Annotated in this window: 30 protein-coding genes; all 30 read right to left on the reverse strand. The window is 33.9% G+C overall.

Annotated elements, in window-relative coordinates; all coding sequences use genetic code 11:
* Window positions 1-34: 34 nt before the first annotated feature.
* On the reverse strand, window positions 35-1117 hold the full coding sequence (locus ACONDI_RS07430) for an acyl-CoA dehydratase activase-related protein (protein ID WP_241080833.1): 1083 nt from the start codon (window positions 1115-1117) through the stop codon (window positions 35-37).
* A complete protein-coding gene (locus tag ACONDI_RS07435) occupies window positions 1114-2106 on the reverse strand; it encodes an acyl-CoA dehydratase activase-related protein (protein ID WP_241080834.1) in 993 nt (330 codons plus the stop codon). The genes ACONDI_RS07430 and ACONDI_RS07435 overlap by 4 nt, the downstream gene beginning before the upstream one ends.
* Before the next feature lie 8 nt (window positions 2107-2114).
* Window positions 2115-3590, reverse strand: coding sequence for a spore germination protein (locus ACONDI_RS07440; protein WP_241080835.1), 1476 nt, complete (start codon window positions 3588-3590; stop codon window positions 2115-2117).
* A 23-nt stretch (window positions 3591-3613) separates the two neighbouring features.
* A complete protein-coding gene (gene spoVAE, locus ACONDI_RS07445; RefSeq protein ID WP_241080943.1) occupies window positions 3614-3973 on the reverse strand; it encodes a stage V sporulation protein AE in 360 nt (119 codons plus the stop codon).
* A 248-nt stretch (window positions 3974-4221) separates the two neighbouring features.
* Window positions 4222-5277, reverse strand: coding sequence for a stage V sporulation protein AD (gene spoVAD, locus ACONDI_RS07450; protein WP_241080836.1), 1056 nt, complete (start codon window positions 5275-5277; stop codon window positions 4222-4224).
* 27 nt (window positions 5278-5304) lie between these two features.
* Window positions 5305-5748 (reverse strand): stage V sporulation protein AC, encoded by a 444-nt coding sequence (gene spoVAC, locus ACONDI_RS07455; protein WP_241080837.1) that lies wholly within the window; start codon window positions 5746-5748, stop codon window positions 5305-5307.
* Window positions 5749-5797: 49 nt separating this feature from the next.
* Window positions 5798-6004: a dodecin family protein gene (locus tag ACONDI_RS07460; RefSeq protein WP_241080838.1), complete on the reverse strand. Its 207-nt coding sequence runs from the start codon at window positions 6002-6004 to the stop codon at window positions 5798-5800.
* A 93-nt stretch (window positions 6005-6097) separates the two neighbouring features.
* Window positions 6098-6250 carry a hypothetical protein gene (locus ACONDI_RS07465; RefSeq protein ID WP_241080839.1) on the reverse strand — a complete coding sequence of 51 codons (153 nt, stop codon included), beginning with the start codon at window positions 6248-6250 and terminating at the stop codon, window positions 6098-6100.
* 196 nt (window positions 6251-6446) lie between these two features.
* Complete coding sequence (locus ACONDI_RS07470; protein WP_241080840.1) at window positions 6447-7175, reverse strand: sigma-70 family RNA polymerase sigma factor; 729 nt, start codon at window positions 7173-7175, stop codon at window positions 6447-6449.
* A gap of 6 nt (window positions 7176-7181) precedes the next feature.
* Window positions 7182-7610, reverse strand: coding sequence for an anti-sigma F factor (gene spoIIAB, locus ACONDI_RS07475; protein WP_476739060.1), 429 nt, complete (start codon window positions 7608-7610; stop codon window positions 7182-7184).
* A 17-nt stretch (window positions 7611-7627) separates the two neighbouring features.
* Entirely contained in the window at window positions 7628-7981 is a 354-nt protein-coding gene (locus ACONDI_RS07480; protein ID WP_241080842.1) for an STAS domain-containing protein, read from the reverse strand.
* Window positions 7982-8157: 176 nt separating this feature from the next.
* Window positions 8158-9411 carry a D-alanyl-D-alanine carboxypeptidase family protein gene (locus tag ACONDI_RS07485; RefSeq protein ID WP_241080843.1) on the reverse strand — a complete coding sequence of 418 codons (1254 nt, stop codon included), beginning with the start codon at window positions 9409-9411 and terminating at the stop codon, window positions 8158-8160.
* Window positions 9412-9595: 184 nt separating this feature from the next.
* A complete protein-coding gene (locus ACONDI_RS07490) occupies window positions 9596-10918 on the reverse strand; it encodes a thymidine phosphorylase (protein ID WP_241080844.1) in 1323 nt (440 codons plus the stop codon).
* A 39-nt stretch (window positions 10919-10957) separates the two neighbouring features.
* The gene (locus tag ACONDI_RS07495; RefSeq protein ID WP_241080845.1) at window positions 10958-11773 is read right to left on the reverse strand and encodes a purine-nucleoside phosphorylase; all 816 of its coding nucleotides are present in this window, start codon (window positions 11771-11773) and stop codon (window positions 10958-10960) included.
* A gap of 149 nt (window positions 11774-11922) precedes the next feature.
* Complete coding sequence (locus ACONDI_RS07500; RefSeq protein ID WP_420848192.1) at window positions 11923-13089, reverse strand: phosphopentomutase; 1167 nt, start codon at window positions 13087-13089, stop codon at window positions 11923-11925.
* Window positions 13090-13123: 34 nt separating this feature from the next.
* Complete coding sequence (gene xerD / locus ACONDI_RS07505; protein ID WP_241080847.1) at window positions 13124-14011, reverse strand: site-specific tyrosine recombinase XerD; 888 nt, start codon at window positions 14009-14011, stop codon at window positions 13124-13126.
* A gap of 98 nt (window positions 14012-14109) precedes the next feature.
* On the reverse strand, window positions 14110-14340 hold the full coding sequence (locus ACONDI_RS07510; protein ID WP_241080848.1) for a hypothetical protein: 231 nt from the start codon (window positions 14338-14340) through the stop codon (window positions 14110-14112).
* 74 nt (window positions 14341-14414) lie between these two features.
* Window positions 14415-15047 carry a stage II sporulation protein M gene (gene spoIIM, locus ACONDI_RS07515; protein ID WP_241080849.1) on the reverse strand — a complete coding sequence of 211 codons (633 nt, stop codon included), beginning with the start codon at window positions 15045-15047 and terminating at the stop codon, window positions 14415-14417.
* 97 nt (window positions 15048-15144) lie between these two features.
* Window positions 15145-15693: an NUDIX hydrolase gene (locus ACONDI_RS07520; protein ID WP_241080850.1), complete on the reverse strand. Its 549-nt coding sequence runs from the start codon at window positions 15691-15693 to the stop codon at window positions 15145-15147.
* 24 nt (window positions 15694-15717) lie between these two features.
* Entirely contained in the window at window positions 15718-16794 is a 1077-nt protein-coding gene (locus ACONDI_RS07525) for a DUF3866 family protein (protein ID WP_241080851.1), read from the reverse strand.
* Window positions 16795-17358, reverse strand: a complete 564-nt coding sequence (locus ACONDI_RS07530; protein WP_241080852.1) for a 2-oxoacid:acceptor oxidoreductase family protein — start codon at window positions 17356-17358, stop codon at window positions 16795-16797.
* Window positions 17359-17373: 15 nt separating this feature from the next.
* Window positions 17374-18066 (reverse strand): thiamine pyrophosphate-dependent enzyme, encoded by a 693-nt coding sequence (locus ACONDI_RS07535; RefSeq protein WP_420848193.1) that lies wholly within the window; start codon window positions 18064-18066, stop codon window positions 17374-17376.
* Window positions 18067-18091: 25 nt separating this feature from the next.
* Window positions 18092-19180 (reverse strand): 3-methyl-2-oxobutanoate dehydrogenase subunit VorB, encoded by a 1089-nt coding sequence (gene vorB / locus ACONDI_RS07540; protein WP_241080854.1) that lies wholly within the window; start codon window positions 19178-19180, stop codon window positions 18092-18094.
* 19 nt (window positions 19181-19199) lie between these two features.
* Complete coding sequence (gene buk / locus ACONDI_RS07545) at window positions 19200-20276, reverse strand: butyrate kinase (RefSeq protein WP_241080855.1); 1077 nt, start codon at window positions 20274-20276, stop codon at window positions 19200-19202.
* Between the two features lie 26 nt (window positions 20277-20302).
* Window positions 20303-21355, reverse strand: a complete 1053-nt coding sequence (locus ACONDI_RS07550; RefSeq protein WP_241080856.1) for a Leu/Phe/Val dehydrogenase — start codon at window positions 21353-21355, stop codon at window positions 20303-20305.
* Window positions 21356-21398: 43 nt separating this feature from the next.
* Window positions 21399-22220 carry an MraY family glycosyltransferase gene (locus ACONDI_RS07555; RefSeq protein ID WP_241080857.1) on the reverse strand — a complete coding sequence of 274 codons (822 nt, stop codon included), beginning with the start codon at window positions 22218-22220 and terminating at the stop codon, window positions 21399-21401.
* On the reverse strand, window positions 22192-22911 hold the full coding sequence (locus ACONDI_RS07560) for a glycosyltransferase family 2 protein (RefSeq protein WP_241080858.1): 720 nt from the start codon (window positions 22909-22911) through the stop codon (window positions 22192-22194). Before ACONDI_RS07560 ends, ACONDI_RS07555 begins: the two co-directional genes overlap by 29 nt.
* A 12-nt stretch (window positions 22912-22923) precedes the next feature.
* Window positions 22924-23520 (reverse strand): copper transporter, encoded by a 597-nt coding sequence (locus ACONDI_RS07565; protein WP_241080859.1) that lies wholly within the window; start codon window positions 23518-23520, stop codon window positions 22924-22926.
* Between the two features lie 12 nt (window positions 23521-23532).
* A complete protein-coding gene (gene steA / locus ACONDI_RS07570; RefSeq protein ID WP_241080860.1) occupies window positions 23533-24654 on the reverse strand; it encodes a putative cytokinetic ring protein SteA in 1122 nt (373 codons plus the stop codon).
* Between the two features lie 112 nt (window positions 24655-24766).
* Entirely contained in the window at window positions 24767-25627 is an 861-nt protein-coding gene (gene spo0A / locus ACONDI_RS07575) for a sporulation transcription factor Spo0A (protein WP_241080861.1), read from the reverse strand.
* Window positions 25628-25750: the final 123 nt, after the last annotated feature.

A 25750-nucleotide genomic window follows, 5' to 3' on the forward strand; every position in this document is an offset into this window, starting at 1 on the left:
TATACCATAGTTAATATCCATAAAAAAGCAACCCTTATACCTCAAGGGTTGCTCTCTCTCTTCTAGACAAGAGGTCATAAAAAGCTTCTAACCTGGTATGAAGGCCTAATCTGCCGGTATGTTCATCTAGAGATAAAGTAAGTATAGGAATATTATAATCTTTAGAAACCTTTGGTAACAAACTTTGAGCTATTATCTCCGGGGCACAGGTAAATGGAAGTATATGAACAATACCATCATAATTTTCTTTTGCTTTAATTACAGCATCACCTACAGATTCCCTGCCGTGCCCACCAACAAAATGATCAAGATAAGGTTTTGCAGCATGAACTGCCGGATTTTTCTTTCTAAAAGGCAAAGGGTTAAGGTGCTCTCTAACCCAATTACCCAAGTAAACATTTCGCTTTACTACAGCACCCAAATTGCCTAAATATTTTTCTATGCCCATATTAGCCCGTTTTTCTAGCAGCATGTATATTTCACCCAAAAGCGCTATTTTAACTGGATTTTCTAATTCTAGATTTTTATTCTCATTTAATTCATCAAATCCTTCTCTTGTTACCCTTTCTATATCTTTAATACCTGAAGCCTTATCTAACCTGTCCAAAATCTTTTCATATGTATTATCTAGATCTGATTTGTTTTGACAGTAAGGTCTTACCTCTGCTGTATGAATATCAATTTTGTCTATTGCATCAATCTTTGCAATAGTTATTCGGAGTGCTTTATATATAGTGTTCCAAGAATTTTTGTTTTTTAATTTTTTTAGTTTATCCAAAAATTCATTATAGCTGTGCGGAGGTTCTAAAACTATCATTTCAAAATTATAACCTAAATCTGTAAGAATTCTTTTTTGTACCTGGGAATAATACCCAAATCTACATGGCCCTACACCACCACCCATTACAATGGTATCCGCACCATCTTCTAAAGCCTCAATAAAGTTACCCATATTAAGTTTGAGTGGAAAACAAGCAAACTCCGGTGAATGTTTGACACCTAACTCTATAGTTTTATTAGTTATTGGAGGTGGTACTATTACTTCAAAACCTAATTCGTTAAATAATGCCTTTACTGGTATACTAATTGTCCCCATATGAGGGAAAGTTATCTTCATACAGCTTGTTTCCTCCTTTTTAACATTTCGACAAAAGCTTCAACTCTGGTATTTATTCCTGCTTCTCCTGTATGTTCATCAAGGGTAATCATTAAAAGGGGTATATTCGCCCCTTTCATCTCTCTTTCTACAAGTTCATTAATTAGTGAATCCGGTCCACAACCAAAAGAAACTACCAGAATAATTCCATCAACTTCCCGGTCAGTTAAACTAGAATATGCCGAACCAATAATTTCTTTTCCAAAGGTCCAAAATATTGGTTTCTCAAGCTTTTTCAGCCCTTTTTCTTTTGACTTTTTACTAATCATTTCAGTTGTAATAGGGAAAACATCAGAATTCCTTAGTTTTTCAATCAAGTTATGGTTTATAAAATCATCATTTATGTTGTATGAATGTCCTAAAACTGCCACCTTTGTATCTAACATACTTCTTGTATCTAACATGCCCCTTCTTTTATCTGAATGGTTTGAATTAGCCTCCAAAATGTCTAATGGCAGATTACCGCTTAATAATTCATTTTCATAATTATTCTGGCAGGCAAGGGCTGTATTATATGATTTTAGTGTATCTACCATTCTGCAGTTAAGCTTATTACCCAGACTAATTAATTCTTTTAGAAAAGCTAATGGCTTTTTAGTTAAGTCAACAGTAGGACTTAATATTCTATCTTCGCTAAGTTCAAATTGATTTATAATTAGGTTTGGGAGACCAAATAATTTTGGACAAAGATACTTTTTTCTTTCAACCCCAATGAACCGGGGTGCAAAAATAGTATCAACTTCGTTCTCCTCAATTAACTTTTTCACATGCCCAAGATAAATTTTAATTGGCAAACATACATCATCTATACATAATTTGACTCCATCGTCTAAAATCTTTTTGTCAGTTTTTGGCGAAACTTTGACCTCATAACCTAAATTTTCAAAAAAAGCTTTCCAACCTGGGTAGTAATTATAATACAAAAGTGCCCTTGGTATACCAATTTTCATAGCTAAAATTATTCACCTCTTCTTCTTTTATCCTTAGTATCTAATACTGTTGGCCTATCAAACGATCTCATTGGCACAGGCTTTCGTAAAACTATTGCTAAAAAACCGGTCCAATCAAATGGAACAACAGGCCATAAGTATGGAACGCCAAATGATTTTGTCCTTACAAGTATTCCAAATAACAGGATTAAAGAAACTAAAAAACCAATCAAACCAAATAAGCCGGTTAATATAACAAAGAAAAATTGTGCTATTCTGTTACCTAGCTGCAATTCAAAACTAGGAGTAACAAACATTCCTACCGCAACAAGACTGACATAAAGTAGTACTTCTGGAGTAAAAAGCCCGACTTCAACAGCAATCTCACCAATTAATAACGCTGCTACTAGGCCAAGGGCAGTAGCTAGGGGTGAGGGAGTATGTATTGAAGCCATCCTGATTAAATCGACAAATACATGCCCAAATACAAACTGTAACCCTAGAGGAATCGGACCAATTTCTTCTGGACCCAAAAAATCAAGTGCTTCAGGTAAGAGCCATGGTTCAAGAGAAGCTAATAACCATAATGGTACAAGAAATAAGCTTATAAATACTCCTAAAAAACGAACCCATCTAAGATATGTACCAACGAAAGCATTCTGACGATATTCTTCTGCATGGTGTAAATGATTGAAGAAAGTAGCTGGAGCAATTATTGCAGCTGGTGAGGTATCTACCAGTATTATCACATGACCCTCTAAAAGATGAATTGCTGCCACGTCAGGCCGTTCTGTATATCTAACCTGGGGAAAGGGATTTAAATGTTCATTTATAATGTATTCTTCTATTGTTTTTTCCGCCATTGGTACACCGTCTAAGTTTATCGATTCTACCTTATTTTGTATATTTTTTACAAGTTGTGGGTTTGCTACATCATCTAAATAGACAAGGGCAACATCACTTTTTGAACGTTTACCAAGCCTATAAGGAAGAACTCTTAAGCTATAATCTCTAAGTCTTCTTCTTATCAAACCTACATTAAACACAAGAGTCTCTACAAAACCATCCCTAGATCCTCTTGTCACTCTTTCAGTTTCAGGCTCTTGAGGATCTCTAGCTGGATAAAAACGTGTATCTAAGATTATTGCATCGCTTTCTCCATCAATAAATAAAGCCATTGGACCAGCAAGAATTTCATCCATTATATCTGCCATTTCATTTTTAACTTCTATATCTGTATAAGGAATATTACTCTTAATTTTGTCTTTTACATTTGGAACTATATCTTCCTGGTTCAATTTAACAAGGACTTGCATTACCAGCGCTATAACCTGATCGTCACCGAAGGCATCTACGTGACATAGTGCTGCTTTTTTGTTGCCAATAGTAAACTCTCTAATAACTATATCAAAACTTATATCAGAACCTAATTTTTGCTTAACTACACTTAAGTTTTTTTCTATATCTTTATCTACTCTTTTAAGCTCTGGTAGTGAATCAACCATTTAACCCACCTCTTTATTACAAATTAATTTAAGCCCTTAGGATCAAATATTAATGCCATCACAAATGCAAATATTATAGCTGCAGTTATACCTGTACTTGTCACCTCAAACATACCTGTCAAAACACCTATTATACCTGTTTGGGATGCTTCATACATTGCCCCTTGAACTAGAGAGTTACCAAAACTAGCAATTGGAATTGTAGCACCTGCACCTGCAAATTGTACGATTGGTTCATACAGTCCAACACCAGATAAAACCCCACCTGCTATTACAAAGAGAACTAATATATGGGCAGGAGTGAGTTTAGTCAAATCAAAAAGCAGCTGCCCAATTATACAAAACAATCCCCCAACTAAAAAAGCTGTTAAATATGTACCTATTTGAAACACCCCCCTAATCAAGCTTGGTTGACGATACAATGTACAATCAAATTAGTTGATTCAACTGCAAAAAGTCATATGAACAAAGTTTTGTTTTTAATTGTAATACATCTTGATGAGAAAGCAGGAGAAATAAGGCCTAATGGCAGGATGTCATTAGCTAATTGAACTCAGGATGAGTTCTTGGATTAGGTAGCCTTATTCCGACTGCTGACGAATTTTAGATGTATCAATTAAAAACACTTCACTTATGTGAATGGACTTTTTGCAGTTGAGTCACTGTTTGATATTTCTACAGCATGACATATACCTGGGATTGATTCGCCTTGTGCACATGATATCGGACTATGAAGAGCACCAGTTGCCATAAATAAAACATTGTCTAATTCATTGTTTTGAAGTTTGTTCCAAATATCCCCATAAAATATAACTGCAGAACAGGCACAACCACTACCTCCACCATGTACATCCTGACTACTGTAATATACAGCAAGACCGCAATCAAGGTGATTCGTTTCTACGTTTATGTTGTTTTCATTTAACAGATCTTTAAATAATGAACTTCCCTGCAGTCCTAAATCTCCTGTAATAATTAAGTCGTAATATTCTGGGTCTCTATCTGTATCCTGCAGGTGAGCAGTCAAAGTATCTGCCGCCGCAGGAGCCATAGCTGACCCAAGATCATAAGGGTCTTTTTCTCCCAAATCTACTACCTTACCTGTAGTAACACTTTTTACCACAGGACCATTTCCATCCAAAGATATTACAGCTGCTCCTGCTCCTGTAACCGTCCACTGGGCATACGGCGGCCTTTGCCCTCCATATTCAGTTGGGAATCTAAACTGTCTTTCACTACCATGATGATGACTTGAAGTACCAACCAAAATCCTATCAACAAATTTCCCAGAGACTAGCATTGAGGCAATAGATAAACCTTCAGCGGCAGTAGAACATGCACCATAGAGACCATAAAAAGGGATCCCCATATTTCTAGCCGCCAAATTGGAAGATATAATTTGATTAAGTAAGTCTCCACCTAAATATAGATCTATATCACTAGTAGTGAGGTTTTCTTTTTGTAGAGCTTTTTGTAGGGCTTTTTCTAAATATTTACTCTCTGCAAGATCCCAGCTAATTTGACCAAGACCATTGTCTTGTGTTATTTCATCAAAAGTTTCCCCGTAGGGACCTTTCCCCTCTTTTGGACCTACTACTGTTCCAACTGAACTAATATGTGGTGTTCTTGTTAATTTTATAGTTTGATTGCCAATTTTGGCCGAACTTTTTTCTGCCACTTCTACCATTTAATTTTCTCCTTTCCTACCCATCTTCTATATAATTGCCGAAATAACACCTATTACAAAAGCTGTTACTACTCCATATACTATTACAGAGCCAGCTAATATGAACATTTTTGAGCCAATCCCCTGGATATAACCCTCTTTTTTGAACTCCATAGCAGCAGATGTAACAGCATTTGCAAACCCGGTAACCGGAACAAATGCTCCTGCCCCGCCAAACTGACCTAGTTTTTTATAGACACCTGTTCCTGTAGCAAGGGCAGCTAGAAATATTACCGTTGCTACCGTTGGATTAAGTGCATCAGTAGGTGAAAATCCCAAGTAAATGTAGAAATTAAGTATTGCCTGACCAATCAAACAAATGGTTCCTCCGACCAAAAAAGCTAATATAACATTTTTTAAAATTGGTGGCATGGGACGATGTTTTTGAACCAACTTTGAATACGCTTTACTCTGAGAGTTTAAATTACTCACTATTTTTCCCTCCTTCAATTAAAAGCACCCTTAACGGGTGCTATTAAATTTAGCGAGATACATTAAAAGCTACCTTAACATTAGCTTTATATTCTACAATCTTTCCATCCTCAACATCACCGGTAAAATTATATATTTCTACACCAGCAATATCATCAATGGTTTTAGATGCTTCATGAACTGCATTTTGTACTGCATCTTCCCATCCTTGCTTTGACTCTCCAACTAATTCAACAACTTTTACTGTTTCAACCATTTAATTTTCCTCCTCTCAGGATATTATAGTTTATTTATAATCTGCCCTTTTATGAAACCTAGTATTCTTCAAAAAAATTTCTAATTTCTCTTGCTAATTTGTCTCAGTAATTTCTATTAATACACGCTTAGAATCCCTTGGCGGAGTTTCATTATTACTTAAATAATAAAAAGCTGACAAAAATATGGATAATAAAACTGTAATTAACAACAAAATCAAAATTTCATAACTTCTAATTTTAGACATTTTCTTTCCCTCCATTATTTTCTGACTTCTATATTTTTTACTTTTTTTTACTTTAATATTCATTAATATTCATGTCTCTGATACAAAAAGTCTATTTACATAAGTGAAGTGTAAAACAAAAACAGCTCAAAGAAAAACTATAACAAAGTCTTTATTTAACAAAAAATTAGCGGTCTAATAGAATCAATTTAGACCGCTAAACAACATTCACGTTCATCTCTCTTAATTTCCTTAATATTTTTCGCTCCCACCTAGAAACTTTAACCTGGTTAATACCTAAGTATTCCCCTACTTCTTTTTGACTTTTCTCTTCAACAAATCTCATTATAATTAATCGCTTTTCTTTTTCATCCAAACCATGGGTAAGTTCTAGTATACCTATTTCATCATCTTTGTCTTTCTTTAATTTTTTAGTTACAATGTTTTCCATAAAAGAATTATTATTTTCACCTGTACTATAATCTATAGACAAAGGATCTTTGCTAGATTCTAGTGCAGCAGCAACTTCTTCTGGAGAAGTATCTAGCTCTTCTGAAATTTCATTTAGAGTTGGGCTCCTATTTAAGTATTTTGCCAATTCTTCTTCTTTTTGCTTTACCCTTTTTCCTTGCTCTTTTAAAGTTCTGCTAATCTTTAGTTTATTATTATCTCTTAAAAAAGTTTTTATTTCCCCAATAATTACAGGTACAGCATAAGTTGAAAATTTTACGTTTTTGTTAATATCAAACCTGTCAATAGCTTTTATTAGTCCAATCATCCCTAATTGAAACAAATCCTCGTAATCAAGCTTTCCTTTAAAACGTTTTATAATAGAATGCACTAAAGCTTCATTAGATTTAATTAATTCTTCCCTAGCCTTCTCATCTCCCTCTATCCTCCACTGTTTGATTAAAACATAAAATTTGTCGTAATAATCCTCCCTCAATCTAACCTACTCCTTTTTATTGGTAGAAGTAGAAAACGACTTTTTCATGATAACTTTTGTTCCTTCTCCAGGAGTTGATGATATCTCCACTTCATCCATAAAACTTTCAATTATAGTAAATCCCATACCAGATCTCTCAAGCTCTGGTCTAGTTGTATACAAAGGCTCTTTTGCTTTTTCTAAATCTTTTATGCCTTTACCATCATCTTCTACAACTAAATTTAAAGTATTATTCTCAATACTTCCCATTATTTTTATTTCTCCGGTTTCCTCTTCTGAGTATGCATGTATAATACTGTTGGTAACAGCTTCACTCACTGCGGTTTTTAATTCATTTATTTCTTCTACCGTTGGATTTAGACGTGCCGCAAAAGATGCTACTACAACTCTTGAGAAGGACTCATTTTCAGATATATTAGGTATTATTAATTCCATATAATCATTAGATCTTTTCAATTTCTTCTCTCCCTTCTATTTTCAAGGGTTTTTTCTAAAGTTGGATAAATTGATATTAATTTCTTTAACCCCGCAAGCTCAAAGACTTTTTCCACTTGAGGTGATAATCCGCAAGCTTTCACATTACCTCCTGTCTTCGATGACAAATTCTTATATCTTCCAAGTATTGCACCAAGTCCAGAACTATCCATGAACCAAAGCTTTGAAAGCTCTAGTATCAAATTTTTATAGATTCCCTTGTTAAGCTCTTCATCCACCCTTTCTCTAAACTCATCGGCATAGTGATGATCAAACTCACCTTCAAGACTAACAATTAAATTATCTTCCTCAGCTGAGATATCTATCTTCATTTACTATCCCCCCTTTACTTAAGGTCCTCCATATCTTTCCTATAGTTTTTAAATGCTTCTAGAAACTAGAAAATTTTCCTTCTAAAGCAGAAAAATTGCACAAAAGTGCAATTTTTCTGCTTTAGTCTACAAAATAGGACAATGTAATTTTGGTTTCGATGCAAAAAATCTAAATCTTAATCTCCAAATTTCACCCAATTCTCAATTATCCTACCAAAGAAGTCACTGTATGTTCCTCTTGAGATCTCTTGCTCAGCTATTAGGTCTACTTCCGTTCTTTTATTGCTATGATCAAAATATGCTTTTCCAATTTTTTGACCTTTCTCAATAGGTGCATCTAATATTTCACTATCTAATTCAATCTCTACATCAACGTCAACATCGTCTCCTCTTTCATAAATCACCGAAAGATTATCCGCTGCAACAGCATTTACGTTTTGTTTGTCACCTTTGTTAACAGGGACTTCTTTAAGCACATCTCCAGCTGGGTAAATATTTTCAACTTCATAGTTAGAAAAACCATAGTCAAGTAAATCTGCCGCTTCATCAAATCTTTCTTCTGAATTTTCGCTTTCTAAAACTATAGATATAAATCTTCTATCATCTCTTTTGGCAGTAGCAGAAATCCCATAGCCCGCTTCGTCTGTAAATCCAGTTTTTAGACCGTCACAATTAGGATACCAATCTATAAGTTTATTCGTGTTACTTAGATAAACACCCTCTTCATCTATTACACCTTCCAAAAAGCTTTCATCTAGCCATATCCGAAACCAGTCTAGCACCTGTCCATATTTAACTAACTCTGTTGACATTTTAAAAATATCTCTAGCTGAAGTATAGTGGTCATCATGGTGAAGGCCATGAGGATTTTTAAAATTAGTATTGTCCATTCCTAATTCTTTTGCTTTTCGATTCATCTCTTCTACAAAACCCGAGACAGATCCTGAAATATATTCGGCTACTGCTATGCTTGCATCATTTGCTGACCCAACTGCAATACCTTTTAACAAATCTTTAAGGGTTAAAGTTTTCCCTTTTTCTAAAAATAACGTCGTCCCTACAACACCTTCGGCATTCTTACTTATAACCACTTCATCTTCAAAAGAAGCCTTACCCTCTTCGATATGCTCCATAGCAACAAGTAAGGTCATAATCTTTGTAATGCTTGCAGGATAAACTTTTTTATCAATTTCACGTTCAACAAGCACTTCTTTGGAACCTGGTTCTCCTAATAGTAATACTGGTGACTCAAATTCTTCAAACTCATCTACTTCTTCATCAGTATCTTCCCTACTATCATTTTCATTGTCTACTTCATCTTCTATCAAAATTTCTAACAGCCCATCAATATCAAACTCCGCATTAGCCGTTGAAAAACTAGCTAAAACTAATATTACTGCTAAGAATAAACAGGAGACTGTTTTTGACATCATATACCTCCTTCGTTTTGATCATAGTCATAAATCTTTGCATATTAAGTCAAGAATTGTTTTTTATATTTTTCCCTTGTAATTTTAAAACATACAAAAAGAAAGAGCTTCTTACTTTTGAGTAAAAAGCTCTTTCTTTTCGACTGCCCTCGAAGTGACCAGACTTTTTGCAGTAGAATCAATTTTATAATATATCATAAATAAGTGGTATCTCTTCTTTATTTTTTCTAGCCCACTCATCTTGGGAAATTATTTCGTATGAAGATACAAGTCTATCTTGTATAGTTTCTAAATCAACTAAAAGAGAAGAGGTGTTATAATGTATTTTAAACACCGGTTCCTCCTTGGCTACAAAATCACCTCTTTTTTTTAGTAATTCTATTCCTACAGCCGGATCAATGTCATCTTCTTTGGATCTTCTACCAGCACCTAACAGAACTGAGGCCTTACCTATAGTCTCTGAATCAAGCCAGGATATATAACCTTCAAGGTTAGATTTAACATAACAGTAAGTTTCGCTTTCTGGTAGTTCAAATATATTTGAACAATAGCTTACACCCTGTTTTAAAAAAAACTCTTCGAACTTTTTAAGGCCTTCTTTTTCTTTAAGTTTTGTCAGTAATATTTTTCTACCCTCCAAAACATCCTTTACTTTATCCGCCTCTTTAAGAATATAGCTCCCTATAGTCAAACATAACTCTTGAAGGTCCAGTGGACCTTTGCCTTCTAAGGTTTGTACTGCCTCTTTTACTTCAAGAGCATTTCCTATAGTATTTCCAAGGGGTTGGTTCATATCACTTATTACAGCAAAGACTTTTTTATCAAATGATTTTCCTATGCTAATCATTTCCTTTGCTAGCTCTTTTGCTTTATCTAGCTCTTTCATAAAGGCGCCTTTCCCCACTTTAATGTCTAAGGCAATTATATCAGTACCAGCAGCTATTTTTTTGCTCATTATAGAACTAGCAATCAAAGGTATGGAATCTACCGTGGCAGTAACATCTCTTAAGGCATATATTTTTTTATCAGCAGGTGCAAGCTTTTCTGTTTGGCCAATAATTGACATGCCTACTTCATTAATCGCTCTGATAAATTCATCATTAGTAAGGTTAGCTTCAAAACCAGAAACAGATTCAAGTTTATCGATTGTGCCGCCTGTATGACCTAGTCCCCTTCCAGAAATTTTTGCCACTTTTAGACCACAAGAACTCAAAAGGGGCGCAAGCACAAGGCTGGTCTTATCTCCTACTCCACCTGTACTGTGCTTATCAACTACTATTCCTTCAACCTCATCTAAGTTGAGTATTGTTCCGGTTTTGATAATTGCATGGGTCAAATCACTTGTTTCTTTTGAGCTTAGGCCTTTCAAAAAAGCCGCCATTAAGAATGCGGCCATTTGATAATCTGGTATTGTCCCTTTATTATACCCATTAACTATAAAATCAAGTTCTTCTAGACTTAACTTTTCACCCATTCTTTTTTTAAAAATCACATCATAAGGAGTCAACTAATAGACACCACTTTCTAAATAATTATAACTCTATAATTAAAATTCTTTTACAATCTCTTTTACAAGGTTTGAAAAATTCTCGCTTATTTTTTCAGTAACTTCCATAACCTCGCTATGGTCTAATTTTTTGCCTGCTTTGCCTGCAGCATCATTTGTAATACAAGAAATACCCAAAACATTGATACCCCCATGATTTGCCACTATAACTTCGGGTACTGTAGACATACCTACTGCATCTGCTCCAAGAGCTTCAGCCATTTTAATCTCAGCTGGTGTTTCGTATGTAGGACCTGCCACACCCATGTATATACCTTCTGGCATAGATATACCTAATTTTTCACCAACTTTTCTTGCTTTCTCTCTAAGTTCAGGATTATAAGCATAAGTCATATCAGGAAATCTCTCCCCTAACCTATCATCATTTTTACCCATAAGAGGATTATCCCCAAAAAAATTAATATGGTCAGTAATAAGCATTAAATCACCAACTGATAAATGCTCTCCTAGTCCACCTGCAGCATTTGTTACAATTAAATTTTTGATACCCAGTAACTGCATCACTCTAACGGGAAAGGTCACTTCTTTCATGTCATAACCTTCATAGTAATGAAATCTACCCTGCATAGCCATCACATATCTTCCCTCTAATTGTCCAAAGACCAATCTTCCTTTATGACCTATCACAGTGGAACTTGGAAAATGAGGAATCTCATCATAATTAAAAATTATTTCTGGCTCTATTTCATCAGCCAAAGGCCCAAGACCAGAACCCAAAATAATTCCTGTCTCAGGCTTGATGCTAATATTTTTTTCAATGAAATCTCTTACTTCAATTATCTTATAATAATCCATCCCAAATACCTCCAATCATAAAATTTAATTATCATTCTGGTGCAAAAAATCTTATGAACAAAGTTTTGTTTTTATTTAGATACATCTTGATGAGAAAGCAGGAGAAAAAGGTCTAATGACAGGAAGTCATTAGAAATCAATTATTAATTTTATTCTAGTAAGTAAGCAAAGCTCTCTCCATCTTCTGTGCTATCTATGTCTAAAACCTGGGCTATAGTTTGGCCTACATCAGCAAAAGTATCCCTAACTCCCAGATTTTTTGGTTCTTTAAAATTATGGTTATAAACCAAAAGCGGTACATACTCTCTGGTATGATCTGTTCCAGGATATGTAGGATCACAACCATGATCGGAAGTGATAATTAATAGATCGTCATCATTTAGATTTGCCAAAAAAAGCGGTAAGTTAAGATCAAATTCGTATAATGCATCAAAAAAACCAGAACAATCATTTCTGTGTCCATATAGCATGTCAAAGTCTATCAAGTTTGTTATAATAAGCCCTTCATCTATTTCATTTACCATCTCTAATGTTTTTTCTATACCATCAGTATTATCCTTGGTCTTAATAGATTTAGTTAGGCTTTCACCTGCAAAGATATCTTCTATTTTACCAACACCTACAACTTCTTTGCCGCTATTTTTAATTATAGATAATAAATTATTTTCTGGCGGTTTTAGTGAAAAATCCTTTCTCTTTTCAGTCCTGACAAAGTTAGGGTATTCCCCCTTAAAAGGTCTTGCAATCACCCTTCCAACTCCATGTTCTCCAGTCAAAATCCTTCTTGCTGTTTCACATAATTCATAAAGTTCTTCCAAAGGAATCACTTCTTCATGAGCAGCAATTTGAAATACACTATCAGCTGAAGTATAAACTATTGGGGCTCTGTTTTTTAAATGTTCTTTACCAAGTTCAATTATAATTTCAGTACCTGATGCAGCTTTATTTCCGAGAACATCTTTACCTGTTTCTTTTTTGAACTTTTCAATTATTTCATCAGGAAATCCGTTCGGGTATGTAGGAAATGGTTTTTCTATAATATTTCCTGCAATCTCCCAGTGACCTGAAGTCGTATCTTTTCCGGCAGACTTTTGAGTCATCTTACCATAATAAGCAAGAGGGACCTCTGTTATATCTATCCCCGCAATTTCACTGATATTACCAAGCCCAAAATCACTAAAATTTGGCAGTTTAAAGTCTTCAATTTTCTTGGATATATTCCCCAATGTGTTAGCTCCATCATCCCCAAAATTTTTTGCATCAGGCAGCGCTCCTATACCAACTCCATCAAGCACTACTAATACTACTTTATTTATTTTCATCCACAAAATGCTCCTTTCAGGGTTCATATTAAGCTCTTGGATGCGCTTTAGAGTATATACTTTTTAGTCTTTTTTTAGTAATTTGTGTATATACCTGAGTAGTTGAAATGTCAGCATGACCTAACATTTCTTGTACCGACCTAAGGTCTGCTCCATTTTCAATAAGATGCGTAGCAAATGAATGCCTTAAAGTATGTGGAGTTATAGTTTTTGTTATTCCCGCTTTTATGGCATACTTTTTAATAATTTTCCAAAAGCCCTGCCTTGTCAATCTTCTTCCATGATGATTTAAAAATAAGGCTGTTTCGGCCTGATCTTTAATTAGATTGGCTCTTGCTGTATCTAAGTATTTTTCTAAAAAATTCACAGCATAACTTCCAAGGGGAATAATTCTTTCTTTATCTCCCTTTCCTTTACATAGTATGTACCCATTCTTAATATCGGCATGCGTTCTATCTAAATCAATAAGTTCACTTACACGTATCCCCGTTGCATATAACATCTCTAACATAGCTCTATCTCTAAGTCCACGATTACAACTAGTATCAGGCTGGCTCAAAAGTCTTTCAACTTCATCAAAAGTAAGTACATCCGGTAGCTTTTTCTCTTGTTTAGGAGATTCAAGTTCACTAGATGGGTCAAAGTTAATAATGTCTTCACTGATCAAAAATTGGCAGAAAGTCCTTATCGAAGCTAAATTCCTCGATATTGTAGAGGGAGCTCGTCCTTTAGTTTTTAATAGAAATAAATAATCCCCTAATTCTGATCTGCTAATTTGTGTGAGTTTTGAAATATTTTTTGATTCCAAGAAATTAATAAAGCTAAGTAAATCTCTTCGGTAAGAAGACAGGGTGTTTTCAGCAAGCCCTTTTTCAACGCTCAAATAATGGATAAATTCATCTACTAAATTATTCATATTAAACTACTCCCTTATGTAATAAAACATCTTTTTGCCGTAATCTGACAGCATAAGGCATACTTCAACAAAAATTGATAAATTCCTCTTTTGAGTTATCAAAAACCATACCAATAGGATTCTTTTAATTCTAACCATAGCTTATTAAAAAAATCTTCATCTTCACTGTCTTCAACTGTAACTTCATAAATATTATTCATGTACCTTTCATTATCTAGCAACTCTAAACCTAAGAAAAAAATTTTTGATACTACTAGAGTCAAAATAATCAATAACACTATGAATCTATATAATCCTTTTAAGTAATCCCCAAAAAAAATAAACTTCATAGAGTTCACCTCTTCCTCTGTAATAATTCTATGAAGTTTTCTCTATGAATAGACTTTTGCAGTAGAATCAAATACTAAATGTAACTTAAAACTATACTCATAAAAGTTGGTGTAATATATGCTTCAACAAGAGAAGCAAAGATAGTAACAACACTAGTTGCTATTATAATAACCATATAATTAAGGATCTCAACTGACACATTTAAACCTTTTTTAGAGAAATGATTCCTAAAAAGCATTATAGAAAATGCTATGGCAGCAATTGACATTAAAAAAAACACAGGAATAAAAAGCAAATTATGTGGTAGTAATGATGTTATTGAAAAAAGAAAACCATTAAATGAAAGGCTAGAAGTCAGAAAAGTAACACTAAATCCAAATAAAAAACCTTTCATGAAAACAAACAGTAATATAAGGGGAATACCAATAATAGTAACTCCTAAAAGCCAAATCACACTCATTAATGTTAAATTCTGACTTAAACTTGAGAAAAATATCTGACTTGAAGATATATTTTCTTGATCTCTCATTAACTCAAAAAAATTCTGGAGATAATCAAATAAAATAGTTCTGCTTTCACCTGGCATTGTTATAGCCATAATTCCTCCAGAGATAATGCCAACCAAAAATAAAACTAGGCACAATATAAAAATAAACAAATTTTCTCTAATATATTCATTTAGAGCTAGTTTTATATTGATAAACAATTGTTTCCCCCCTGCAACTGTACTCTAATCAATTAATCTTATAAATAAATATGCAGGAGGGTTTTATATTATACACGGCTTGTCATTTAATCATTAATTATTTATTCTTTAGGCTTGAATAAAAAGTAACTGAAAGGACTGTTTTTCCATCTTCTATTTCGCCTTGCAAAATTTTATCCCATAATTCATCATAGTGTATCTTCTCCATCTCAATAACTTCATCATCATCTGCCTTGCCTTCACATATTGTAAGATCTTTTGCAACATAGAAAAACATTTTTTCATCAGTAAAGCCAGGGCTTGTATAAACTGAAGTCAGGTAAGTCCAATCAGACGCTTTAAGATTTAACTCTTCTTTCAATTCTCTTATCGCACACTCAACCGGAGGTTCATTATCATCAAGTTTTCCCGCAGGCAGTTCTAATAACTCTTTTTCTATAGGTTTTCTAAACTGTCTTGCCAGGTATACATAACCCTCAGAAGTAATTGGCAAAATCACCACTGCCCCAGGATGCTTTACCACTTCCCGCACTCCTTCAGTACCAACATGATTTATTATTTTATGTAACTCTACATTTATAATCTTCCCTTCGTACAGCACTTCTTTAGACGTAGTTGTCTCCTTTATTGTAATAACCCCCTTCAAACTGTAAACTACTATATTTATATATTAACATTTTAAAAACCATTTTGAAACTACATAGAGGGTTTCAAAAAAGTCATTATCACTATCTAAATCCCTTCCCATAGTCATAAAAGGATGGTTAATTTTTTTAAAAAATTTAATAGCTCCTTCACTTTGAAGCCATAAAAATTTGTGACCCACCTTAGTGATATTTTTTATTTCCTTGCATTGTCTTTTTAATAGTTGTAATTTGTTTTTATCACTCAATAATGGCATTGGCACATCAACGCTATTATCTAAAAAAGATAATATCCTTTTAGTATGATGAGATAATCCCCTATGTCTTTCTCTTTTGTCAGAAAAACTGATCCTGGGTACCAAAATTCCTTTCCCACCTAATTTATTAACCGCCATCAAATTCTCCACCTGTTCCATACCGCTAAAACCAAGGGCAGTAGCAGTCCCTACTATCCCAGGCCCCATTGTAATTATTGCAAAATCTGAATTAAACAACATTTTAGCTGATATTAGTGCAGAATAAATATTAACAGCTTCATAATCACCACCAAATGCATTACCTACTGTTATTGTTTTATGAATAATATCTTCTTTCTTTAATTTACTTATACTGTTAGATAGTTCAAGAGGTAAAGCTGCCGCATCTGTCATAATGTAAACAATTTTAGTATCAGGTCTGTTTTTTTTGACACCATAAGCGATAGGAGCCACCATGCTATGTAGCTCACCAACTGCAACTTTCATTGGCCATAAGGAAGTAAATTCTCTTTCAGCAGATTTGTAATCGTTATACTCCTCTATTGATGGGACAGCAAACTGATATGGAGTATAACGAAGCTTCATTATATGACCATCGCCGTTACTTTTGAAAGTAGGCTTAGACAAATTAGAAACTACAAAATCTTCTCCTCCAGAACCTAATTTCAGATCTCTAGCCACCTGATTAATTAACACAGTTTCACCAGGTCCAGTCTCGAAACAAAACTTCTTATAAAGCCTGGCCGTCCTTTTTTCTTTATCTACTTTTATCTCCAAGACTTGATAGTCTGGTGTATTCTGTATTATCCTGTTTACGTTTCCTATATTTAGTGATATTCTAGCCATTTAACGAACCTCCGCCGTCATTACTAACTCATAACCTTTTTCTAGAGCTTTTTTGTTTTCGTCAATTATAGTCTTGCCCTTTTTTATGAAGACTTTTTCTAAAGATTTTTCTATTGCTCTAAAGGATACTACTTCAGTTTTATTAGCTATAGCTCCAAGTACCACGGTATTTTTAAGCCTGCTATCCCCAAGCCCTTTGGCTTCTTTTTTTAACGATAGTGCAACCATCTCCATTTCAGTTTCAAACTTTTGTATTTTATCATCTAGTGCTTTGCTAATTTTATTTTCGAAAAAGACTATTCCACCCGGCTTTACATCAGGTAAAAATTTGTCCATAGACTCCTGGTTCATTGCTACAAGTATATCAGGATAATTTATCATAGGTGAGGCGATTTCTTCTTCTGAAATTATCACACTACAATTTGCAGTACCTCCTCTCATCTCTGGGCCATACGAAGGTATCCATGATACTTCCTTACCTTCATGCATTGCCGCATATGCAAGCAGCTGCCCCATACTCAATATACCTTCTCCCCCCGAACCAGCCATCAAAATTTCATACATATTTTATTGCCTCCTCTAGTCTGTTGTTTTTAGATCTCCTGTTTGAAAGATTGGTAACATATTTTTTTCAATCCATTCTATAGATTGTTTTGGATTTAATCCCCAGTTAGTCGGGCATGTTGAAAGAATTTCAACCAGACTGAACCCTTCTTTATTTTGTTGTGCTACAAATGCTTTTTTAATAGCTCTTTTCGTATTTTCTATAGCATTTTTATTATGTACAGACTGTCTTGAGACATATGAGGCACCATCAAGATTTGCAATTTGTTCAGAAATCTTATAAGGATAGCCGTGATCTTTACTGTTTCTTCCTTTTGTTGTAGTTGTAGTTATCTGCTCTATAAGTGTAGTAGGTGCCATTTGGCCACCTGTCATGCCATATATGGCATTGTTAACAAAAACAGTTGTTAAATTTTCCCCACGCACCGCTGAATGAATTATTTCTGCAGTACCTATTGAGGCTAGATCCCCATCGCCCTGATAAGTAAACACCATATTGTCTTCATTAGCACTTTTCATCCCCGTTGCTACTGCAGGTGCTCTACCATGAGGTGCTTGAACCATATCACAGTCAAAATACTCATAAATCAGCACAGCACAACCTACCGGAGCAACACCTATAGCCTCTTCTTTTATTCCAAGTTCATCTATTGTATCGGCTAAAATTTTGTGGATTGTCATATGGGTACAACCCGGACAGTAATGCATTCTCTTTTCTTTTAAAGTTTTAGTCTCAAGTTTCAATCATCTCACCCTTTAGCATTTTATCTTCAATTACTGACATAATATCATTAGGCTTTGGCAGTACTCCTCCGCTCCTGCCATAAAAAAACACCTGAGCTCTGCCATCAACTGCTAGCTTCACATCTTCAATCATTTGGCCCATACTCATTTCAACACACAAAAATGATCTTGCGTTATCCATAACGTTTTCAAAAGCAATATCCGGAAAGGGCCATAAAGATATTGGCCTTATAAGCCCAATATTTAATCCTCTTTCTCTAGCGTTTTTAACTACTAATTTACATATCCTAGACACTATGCCATAGGCTACGAGAAAATACTTAGCTCCTGGATTAATTATTTCGAAACGCTTTTCTTTCTTTTTTATAACATCATATTTTTTATTTAGTTTTAAATTGTGCTTCTCTAACTCTTCAGGCTCAAGATATAAAGAAGTTAATTTGTTGACATAACTTCTATTTTTTTGACCAGAGGCCGCCCAAACCTTTGGTAGCTTATCTCTAGTTCTGTATTTGCTAAATAAGTTATCACTTTTGACATTAACGGGTTCCATCATTTGTCCTAATACTGCGTCAGCATATAACATAACCGGATTCCTATATAGCTCTGCCAACCAGAAACATTCCGAAGTTAGATCAATAATTTCCTGAATATTAGCCGGCGCTAATGTAATAACCCTATAATCTCCATGGCCACCTCCCCTTGTTGCCTGAAAATAATCTGACTGGGCAGGCGCTATTCCTCCAAGTCCAGGACCGCCCCTGACGACATTCACTATAAGCGCAGGAAGTTCCATGCCGGTCATATATGAAATTCCTTCTTGTTTTAGGCTTATCCCTGGACCAGAGGAACTTGTCATAGCTCTAGCACCAGATGCTGCAGCACCTAAAAGCATATTTATAGCCCCAACTTCACTTTCCGCCTGTATAAACCTACCACCGTATTGTGGAAGTTTTTCACTCATATATTCAGTCAATTCATTTTGCGGAGTTATTGGGTATCCAAAGTAAGCCTCACATCCTGCCTGTATTGCCGCTTCACCTATAGCTTCATTACCCTTGATTAATATCCTTCTCAATAAAATTCATCCTCCTATATTATCCTGGCATATATTTTTTGGGTTTTTCTTCATTTCTTAACACTCTAAGAGCTCCAAGAGCCAGAGCCTGCATCTCAAACTCTCCTGGAAAAACATAAACCGGAGCAATGAAATTCACCTTTTTCTTAATTAAATTAACTAATCGTTCACTATTAGATAGTCCTCCAGTTAGCACCAAAGCATCTACTTCACCATCCACTACAACAGAGCAAGCTCCAATCTCTTTAGCCACCTGATAAGCCATGGCCTCAAATATCAATTTGGCTTTATCATCATTGTTTTCAATCAATTCCTCAACTTTTCTTGCATCAGTTGTTCCTAAATAGGAGGCCAGCCCTCCATTGCCTATTAAATCTTTTTTTGCTTCTTCATAATTTTTATTATTTTCCTTAAGGTTTTTTAATAAATCGCCCCAGGGAAGTGATCCACACCTTTCTGGTGAAAAGGGTCCATCTCCATCAAGGGCATTATTTACGTCGACAACTTTTCCATATTTATGCACTCCAACGGAAATTCCACCACCGAGATGGCTAACTATAATTTTTGCTTCGTTATAGTTTTTACCAAGTTCACCAGAAACTTTTCTTGCTACTGCTTTTTGGTTAAGAGCATGGAAAATACTTTTTCGATCAACCTCTACAAATCCAGAAACTTTTGCAACTTGCTCCATTTCATCAACAACTACTGGATCTACAATATATCCCGGAATAAATAATTCATCAGATAACTCCCTGGCTATCAATCCTCCCAAATTTGAAGCATGCTCACCTTCTACACCTTTCATCAGGTGATTATACATTAAGTCGTTTATTTCGTATGTACCACCTTTTAGCGGTTTCAAAAGTCCTCCTCTGGCTACTACAGCATTTAACTCACTTAGTGCAATATTCATCTCCTCTAATGATTCTAAAACCTGATCTTTGCGATATTTATACTGGTCATTTATCCTATTGAAATTTTTAAGCTTTTTGTGTGAATGTGCAAGAGTCTTATTTTTTATAATCTCCTCATCGTCAAAAACCGCAACTTTTGTAGATGTTGAACCTGGATTAATAACAAGAATTTTATTAACCAAAAAATTCCCCTCCCTTTAAATTTCATTTATAAAGTAATATAAGACTTTTTGTTGTTTACAAGCCTTTTATTAGCAAGCTTGTATGCTGCTTCATTTGTAGATATATTTTCTCTTCTAGATATATTCAATAACTCTAAAATATTGTCATATATCTTTTCAGTCTTTTCTTTTACTCTTTTGTAATCGTAACCTTTTAACTCTTCTGAAACATTTATTAACCCTCCCGCGTTAATTACAAAATCAGGAATATACATAATATTCATATCTTTTAATAATTCAGAATGAAAACTTTCATCTTCTAATTGATTATTTGCAGCACCTGCTATTAAATCAACTTTTAATTTTGGTATAGTGTTTGAATTTAAAACTGCCCCCATAGCACATGGAGCAAATATATCTGCTTCAACTTCAAATATCTTATCTTCAGATACAGAATCTGCGAAAAAATCCTTTTTGACCCTTTCAACTTTATCGTGGTTAACATCGGCTACAATTAATTTAGCTCCGTTTTCGTAAAGATGTTTACATAGATAATACCCTACATTACCTAATCCTTGTACTGCAATTATCTTGTTTTTTAGAGATTTTGAGCCCCAAAGATCTTTACAAGCTGCTTTCATACCCATAAATGTGCCGTAGGCAGTTGCAGGTGATGGGTCTCCACTTTTCTCTTTAAGTCCTACAACATAGTCAGTTTCCTGCGATATAATCTCCATATCATCAACTGTGGTATTAACATCTTCAGCTGTAATATAGTATCCACCTAACTTATCAATTCCTCTTGCGTATGCACGCCATAGCTTTTCTGTCTTTTTTCTTGGATCAGCAATTATAACGGCTTTACCACCACCTAGTTCAAGATCAACCGCCGCTGCTTTATATGTCATTCCCCTTGATAATCTAAGGACATCCTTAATAGCTTCGTCTTCACTTTTGTAATCATACATTCTGGTACCACCAAGAGCGGGACCAAGAGTTGTATCATGAATAGATATAATTGCTTTCAGACCCAACTCTTTATCCTGCAAAAAGATTAATTTTTCATAATCATAAGAACTCATCTGTTCTAATATACTCATTTAAAACTTCCTCCTAAATTTAAGTAAGATCTATTTCTTATTATTAACTTCTTCCCCAATTGTCAATATGAGAAATTATAGGGGTCTTCTCAATTAATTTACTTAGAGAAACAATTTCAGTTAATATATGAAAAAAAATCAATCCTATCAATAAGAAAATATGGATCTCAAAAGAAAAAAAGAAAACTGCATACCCTCCTAAAAAAGCCCCTAAAGTGTTAGCACCTGTATCACCTAGCATATATTCGGCTTTTAAATCACCCGGAAGGTATATTAAAACAGATATAATAAGAGGGATAAGGTGGAGTGCTTGCCAATTTTGGGTGTAATATATTGACAATCCCCCTAATATTAAAAATATTTTCCCTGCCCTTCCGGGTCTTAAATCTAGAGAATTCATTGCATTAGCACTAAGGGCAATAACAAATCCATTTATGAATAATTGATATATACTGGTTGAATTTACCACATATAAAACAGCTGCTATCTTAAAAGACAAAATCAGGCCAAAAAAAGCCTTTAATAATCCAGTTGTTATTATTTTTTTAAACAAAAAAGCTTTTAAATGTCCTCCAAATCCTTTGCTAGTGTCCCTTCCAAAAAAATCATCCAATAATCCTAGAAAGGAAAATCCCCAGCATAAGTAAGTGAGACTAATGATATATATAGGTGTGTTAATATAAAATAAAAGAGGCAAAATTACTGCTATGTAACTTAAAGGAAAAACTATACCTAAAGCTGTAGGAATTTTTTTATTTTTATAATTATTTAACATAAAATTATTTTTTGTTAAAATAACTTTCATTACTTTTAACAATAATTTAGTTGAGATAACGCTAATTCCAATGCTTGTTAAGTATAACATTTTTTTCTTCTGCCCTCTGTAGTAGGTGTTTAAGTAAAACAGTTTTAAAAATTTGATACCCCTGGTTAACTCTATGTAAAAATCCATCTAGATCACGCGTTGTTTTTCGATGATTCATATTAACTTCAACCTCTTTAATAGTAAGTTTGTTTTTTAATGCTTTTATGGTACCATCTATCTCTACTCCAAAGTCTTTTTCAAGGGGGAATATAGTTGTTGCGGCTAATTTTGTCATAACCCTCTGCCCACTAAGTGGCGCCGATATATATTTCCCCGTAATTAGATAAACACACAAGCTAGCTAAAAATCTTACAAAGCCAAAACCTTTAGAATTGTTTGTTTTCTTAAATTTAGCTATACTTATATCTACTTCGTTGTTTATTACAGGGCCAGCTAATTCTATTAATTCACAAGAACTAACTCCCAAATCTGCATCAATAAAAGCTATAATATCTTCTGTTGCATATTGTAATCCTGTATTTAAAGCATTGCCTTTACCTTTGTTTGAATCTATACGTAAAATCTCAGCTTTTGCACGTTTAGCTTCAAGAGAAGTATTATCCGATGAACCATCATCTATAACCAAAACCTGATTAATAAGAGGAACGCTTTTTGCGCCTGAAACTGTTTTATAAATCAAATCACCTTCATTATAGGCTGGAATTATAACTGAAATAAATTTGTCCTTCATTTTTTGCCTCCATTAGTTTAAAAGTTCCTCAATTCCTAAGATCTCGTTAATAAGTTTAAATTCATCTAGAAGCCCATTAGTATCCTGGATGGAAACTATTTTATATTCAATTTCTTTTTCTTCAAAGATTTCTTTTAGCTCGTCATTAAAGGTGTTATTAGAAACAATTAGCTTTTTACTCTTTAATTTATCTAAGTTTTCATTAATGTAGTATTCAAATCTACTGCTATTTACAAATTGTGAGGTAACATCAATATTCCAATCTGACAAAATATCTCTTTTATTATCAACAAACCTTTCTTCACCAACAACTATAAGTTCAGGTATAGATGATAATTTATTGTCATTGATGTTTTTTGTAATTTCTTTTTTAAAAACTTCACCCTTAGTTTCCCACGTATTTAGTGTATTTTTCATATCTTTTGTTTCCTTTTTAAGGGACCCAAAATCTTTTTCATAACTACTTAGCTCTTCTTTTAGATTATCTATTACTTGTGCTTGTTGAAAAGTTATATGATCTTCACCTAGAGAAATCCCTATTAATAACCCAAAAGTAAGACTAAAAAAAATTGATACAATCGTCAAAATGTAGTATTTAAATCTTATCATTTTACCACCCTCTCAATAGCCTTGAATTAAACGTAAATTGATTAATCTAAAAATTATTTGTAATTTATCTGAATGTATTATTAGAAATGTTAGCGGTAGTAATGCCATAATTAATACAATTGCAAGGCTCTTCAATTCAACTATATCACTAAAAATATTACTTACCCCTTTTAAGTCGATAAGACGATCTCCAACTTTTAACCTTGTCAATATAGTACTTGACATACCTTTTCTGTCCTTTTCGAAAAAATCAATAATATTTGTATGAGATCCAAGTGCAAGTATTTTTTTCGCTTTTAATTGATGTGCTACAAGTAAAGCAAGATCTTCACTGGTTCCGGGAGCAGTTATTTTTGTGCAATCTAAAGATTTCTCCTGTAGCCGGCTCTCTCCTGGGGCTCTTCCATTCGTATACGCATGGATCAAAATTTCACCGGCTTTATGTAAAGTTTCATCACTTACACTATCCATATCACCCAGGACTACATCCGGTTTTAAGCCAAACATCATAAGAGCATCTGCTCCCCCATCAACCCCGATTAGAAGAGGCTTTTTTATATTAATATAATCAATTAGTGCTCTAAGATCATTTTTAAAATTACTGCCTCTAGTAACTATTAAACATTCCTTCCCCTCGAATTTGGTCTTAACTTCAGATAAATCAAGTTTATCTACAAACATATCCTTTTCATAATCTGCATAAGAGATGGTATTTTCAAAAAAATTTAAAAGGTTTTTACTCATCTTCTTTTCTGCTTGCTTAGTTAGTTCAACATGTTTATTCCAATTAAAAACTCTTCCTGTACCAATTTTCTGTTTAGAACTATCAAATACATTGTTACCTTTTATCTGTACTAAATCTCCATCATTTATTTTTTCAGTTAAGTTTTCATCAACAAGATCTATAAAAGGCGTTTCATTCTCTAATAAAACCCTTGGCCCTCTATTTGGAAATTCACCTGTCATTGTATTATCAAGATTTATAACTGCTTTAACTCTGGTATTTACAAGGGAATCTGCTCCAACTTCATCTAAGTTTTTGTGCTTAATAACTGCTATCTCACCTGGCCGTAATTCTTTTACAAGGTTTTTTGTTTTGAATCCTATTCGCACTTTCCCTTTAACATTTTTCATAGTATACCACCTTTTTTACTTCTTAGTTTTATTATGTGTTTTAATTAACAGGTTATAATAAAAAAACTGCTCCCTTTGGGAGCAGTTAATATTTACAAAATAAATTGCTAATTTAAGCTTTCACTTTTCTATTCAATCTTAATCTATCTGCTACTATCGCAATAAATTCTGAATTGGTAGGTTTACCTTTTTCTGTATCTATGGTGTATCCAAAAAAGCTTTTTATTGTATCTAAATCATTTCTGTTCCATGCCACTTCTATTGCATGCCTGATCGCCCTTTCTACTCTGCTTGGAGTTGTATCAAATCTTTCAGCAATTTTTGGATATAATTCTTTTGTGACAGAGCCTAATAACTCTAAATCATCAATAACCATCATAATTGCTTCTCTTAGATACAAATATCCTTTAATATGTGCAGGAACACCAATCTCATGAATTATATTAGTTACCTCAGCTTCTAAATCAGTCGACAACATTTCTTTATCATAATTATTGCTCTGTGAATCCTCCATATTATTGTCTGTTACTGTATAATTATTATCTTTTGTTATATTAATCTCTCCTAATTCATGGTTGATTTCTATATTACTTTCTTCTAATCCACCATATATCTGATTGATCCTTTTGACAAGTACATCCATATTAAATGGTTTTAATATATAAAAGTCAGCTCCTAAGTTTACTGCTTTTTGAGTGGTGCTTTCATGACCAAAAGCTGTTAACATAATAATTTTTGGATTGAATTCTTTCATCTCTTCAGTTCTTAGCTTTTCTAACACACCAATACCATCTAAAACTGGCATAATTATGTCTAACAAAATGATGTCGGGATTAGTTTGTTTGATTTTTTCTAAGGCTTCCTCGCCATTATAAGAAATACCAACAACTTCCATATTTTCTTGCTCATTCAAAAAATCTCTTAAAATTTCACAAAATTCCTTGTTATCGTCCACAATCAGAACCCTTACCACCTTTAAAACCCCCTTAAAAAGTATAAAACTATTACTAAGGAACTATTACTAAATTTTCATTCCTATCCTAATATTATAATAATTAGGTATAGATTTCCTTCGACGTTATTTTTTGATTATCCT

The organism is Natranaerofaba carboxydovora (assembly GCF_022539405.1).
Classification (GTDB): Bacteria; Bacillota; Natranaerobiia; order Natranaerobiales; family Natranaerofabaceae; genus Natranaerofaba; species Natranaerofaba carboxydovora.

Excerpts from the sequence above, each read along its gene's own strand:
- ACONDI_RS07430 (WP_241080833.1), bottom strand. The coding sequence starts at position 1,117 with ATGAAGATAACTTTCCCTCATATGGGGACAATTAGTATACCAGTAAAG.
- ACONDI_RS07435 (WP_241080834.1), bottom strand. The coding sequence starts at position 2,106 with ATGAAAATTGGTATACCAAGGGCACTTTTGTATTATAATTACTACCCA.
- ACONDI_RS07440 (WP_241080835.1), bottom strand. The coding sequence starts at position 3,590 with ATGGTTGATTCACTACCAGAGCTTAAAAGAGTAGATAAAGATATAGAA.
- spoVAD (WP_241080836.1), bottom strand. The coding sequence starts at position 5,277 with ATGGTAGAAGTGGCAGAAAAAAGTTCGGCCAAAATTGGCAATCAAACT.
- ACONDI_RS07460 (WP_241080838.1), bottom strand. The coding sequence starts at position 6,004 with ATGGTTGAAACAGTAAAAGTTGTTGAATTAGTTGGAGAGTCAAAGCAA.
- ACONDI_RS07465 (WP_241080839.1), bottom strand. The coding sequence starts at position 6,250 with ATGTCTAAAATTAGAAGTTATGAAATTTTGATTTTGTTGTTAATTACA.
- spoIIAB (WP_476739060.1), bottom strand. The coding sequence starts at position 7,610 with ATGGAATTAATAATACCTAATATATCTGAAAATGAGTCCTTCTCAAGA.
- ACONDI_RS07480 (WP_241080842.1), bottom strand. The coding sequence starts at position 7,981 with ATGAAGATAGATATCTCAGCTGAGGAAGATAATTTAATTGTTAGTCTT.
- ACONDI_RS07485 (WP_241080843.1), bottom strand. The coding sequence starts at position 9,411 with ATGTCAAAAACAGTCTCCTGTTTATTCTTAGCAGTAATATTAGTTTTA.
- ACONDI_RS07495 (WP_241080845.1), bottom strand. The coding sequence starts at position 11,773 with ATGGATTATTATAAGATAATTGAAGTAAGAGATTTCATTGAAAAAAAT.
- xerD (WP_241080847.1), bottom strand. The coding sequence starts at position 14,011 with ATGAATAATTTAGTAGATGAATTTATCCATTATTTGAGCGTTGAAAAA.
- ACONDI_RS07510 (WP_241080848.1), bottom strand. The coding sequence starts at position 14,340 with ATGAAGTTTATTTTTTTTGGGGATTACTTAAAAGGATTATATAGATTC.
- ACONDI_RS07525 (WP_241080851.1), bottom strand. The coding sequence starts at position 16,794 with ATGGCTAGAATATCACTAAATATAGGAAACGTAAACAGGATAATACAG.
- ACONDI_RS07530 (WP_241080852.1), bottom strand. The coding sequence starts at position 17,358 with ATGTATGAAATTTTGATGGCTGGTTCGGGGGGAGAAGGTATATTGAGT.
- ACONDI_RS07535 (WP_420848193.1), bottom strand. The coding sequence starts at position 18,066 with ATGCATTACTGTCCGGGTTGTACCCATATGACAATCCACAAAATTTTA.
- ACONDI_RS07550 (WP_241080856.1), bottom strand. The coding sequence starts at position 21,355 with ATGAGTATATTAGAACAGATGAGTTCTTATGATTATGAAAAATTAATC.
- ACONDI_RS07555 (WP_241080857.1), bottom strand. The coding sequence starts at position 22,220 with ATGTTATACTTAACAAGCATTGGAATTAGCGTTATCTCAACTAAATTA.
- ACONDI_RS07560 (WP_241080858.1), bottom strand. The coding sequence starts at position 22,911 with ATGAAGGACAAATTTATTTCAGTTATAATTCCAGCCTATAATGAAGGT.
- ACONDI_RS07565 (WP_241080859.1), bottom strand. The coding sequence starts at position 23,520 with ATGATAAGATTTAAATACTACATTTTGACGATTGTATCAATTTTTTTT.
- steA (WP_241080860.1), bottom strand. The coding sequence starts at position 24,654 with ATGAAAAATGTTAAAGGGAAAGTGCGAATAGGATTCAAAACAAAAAAC.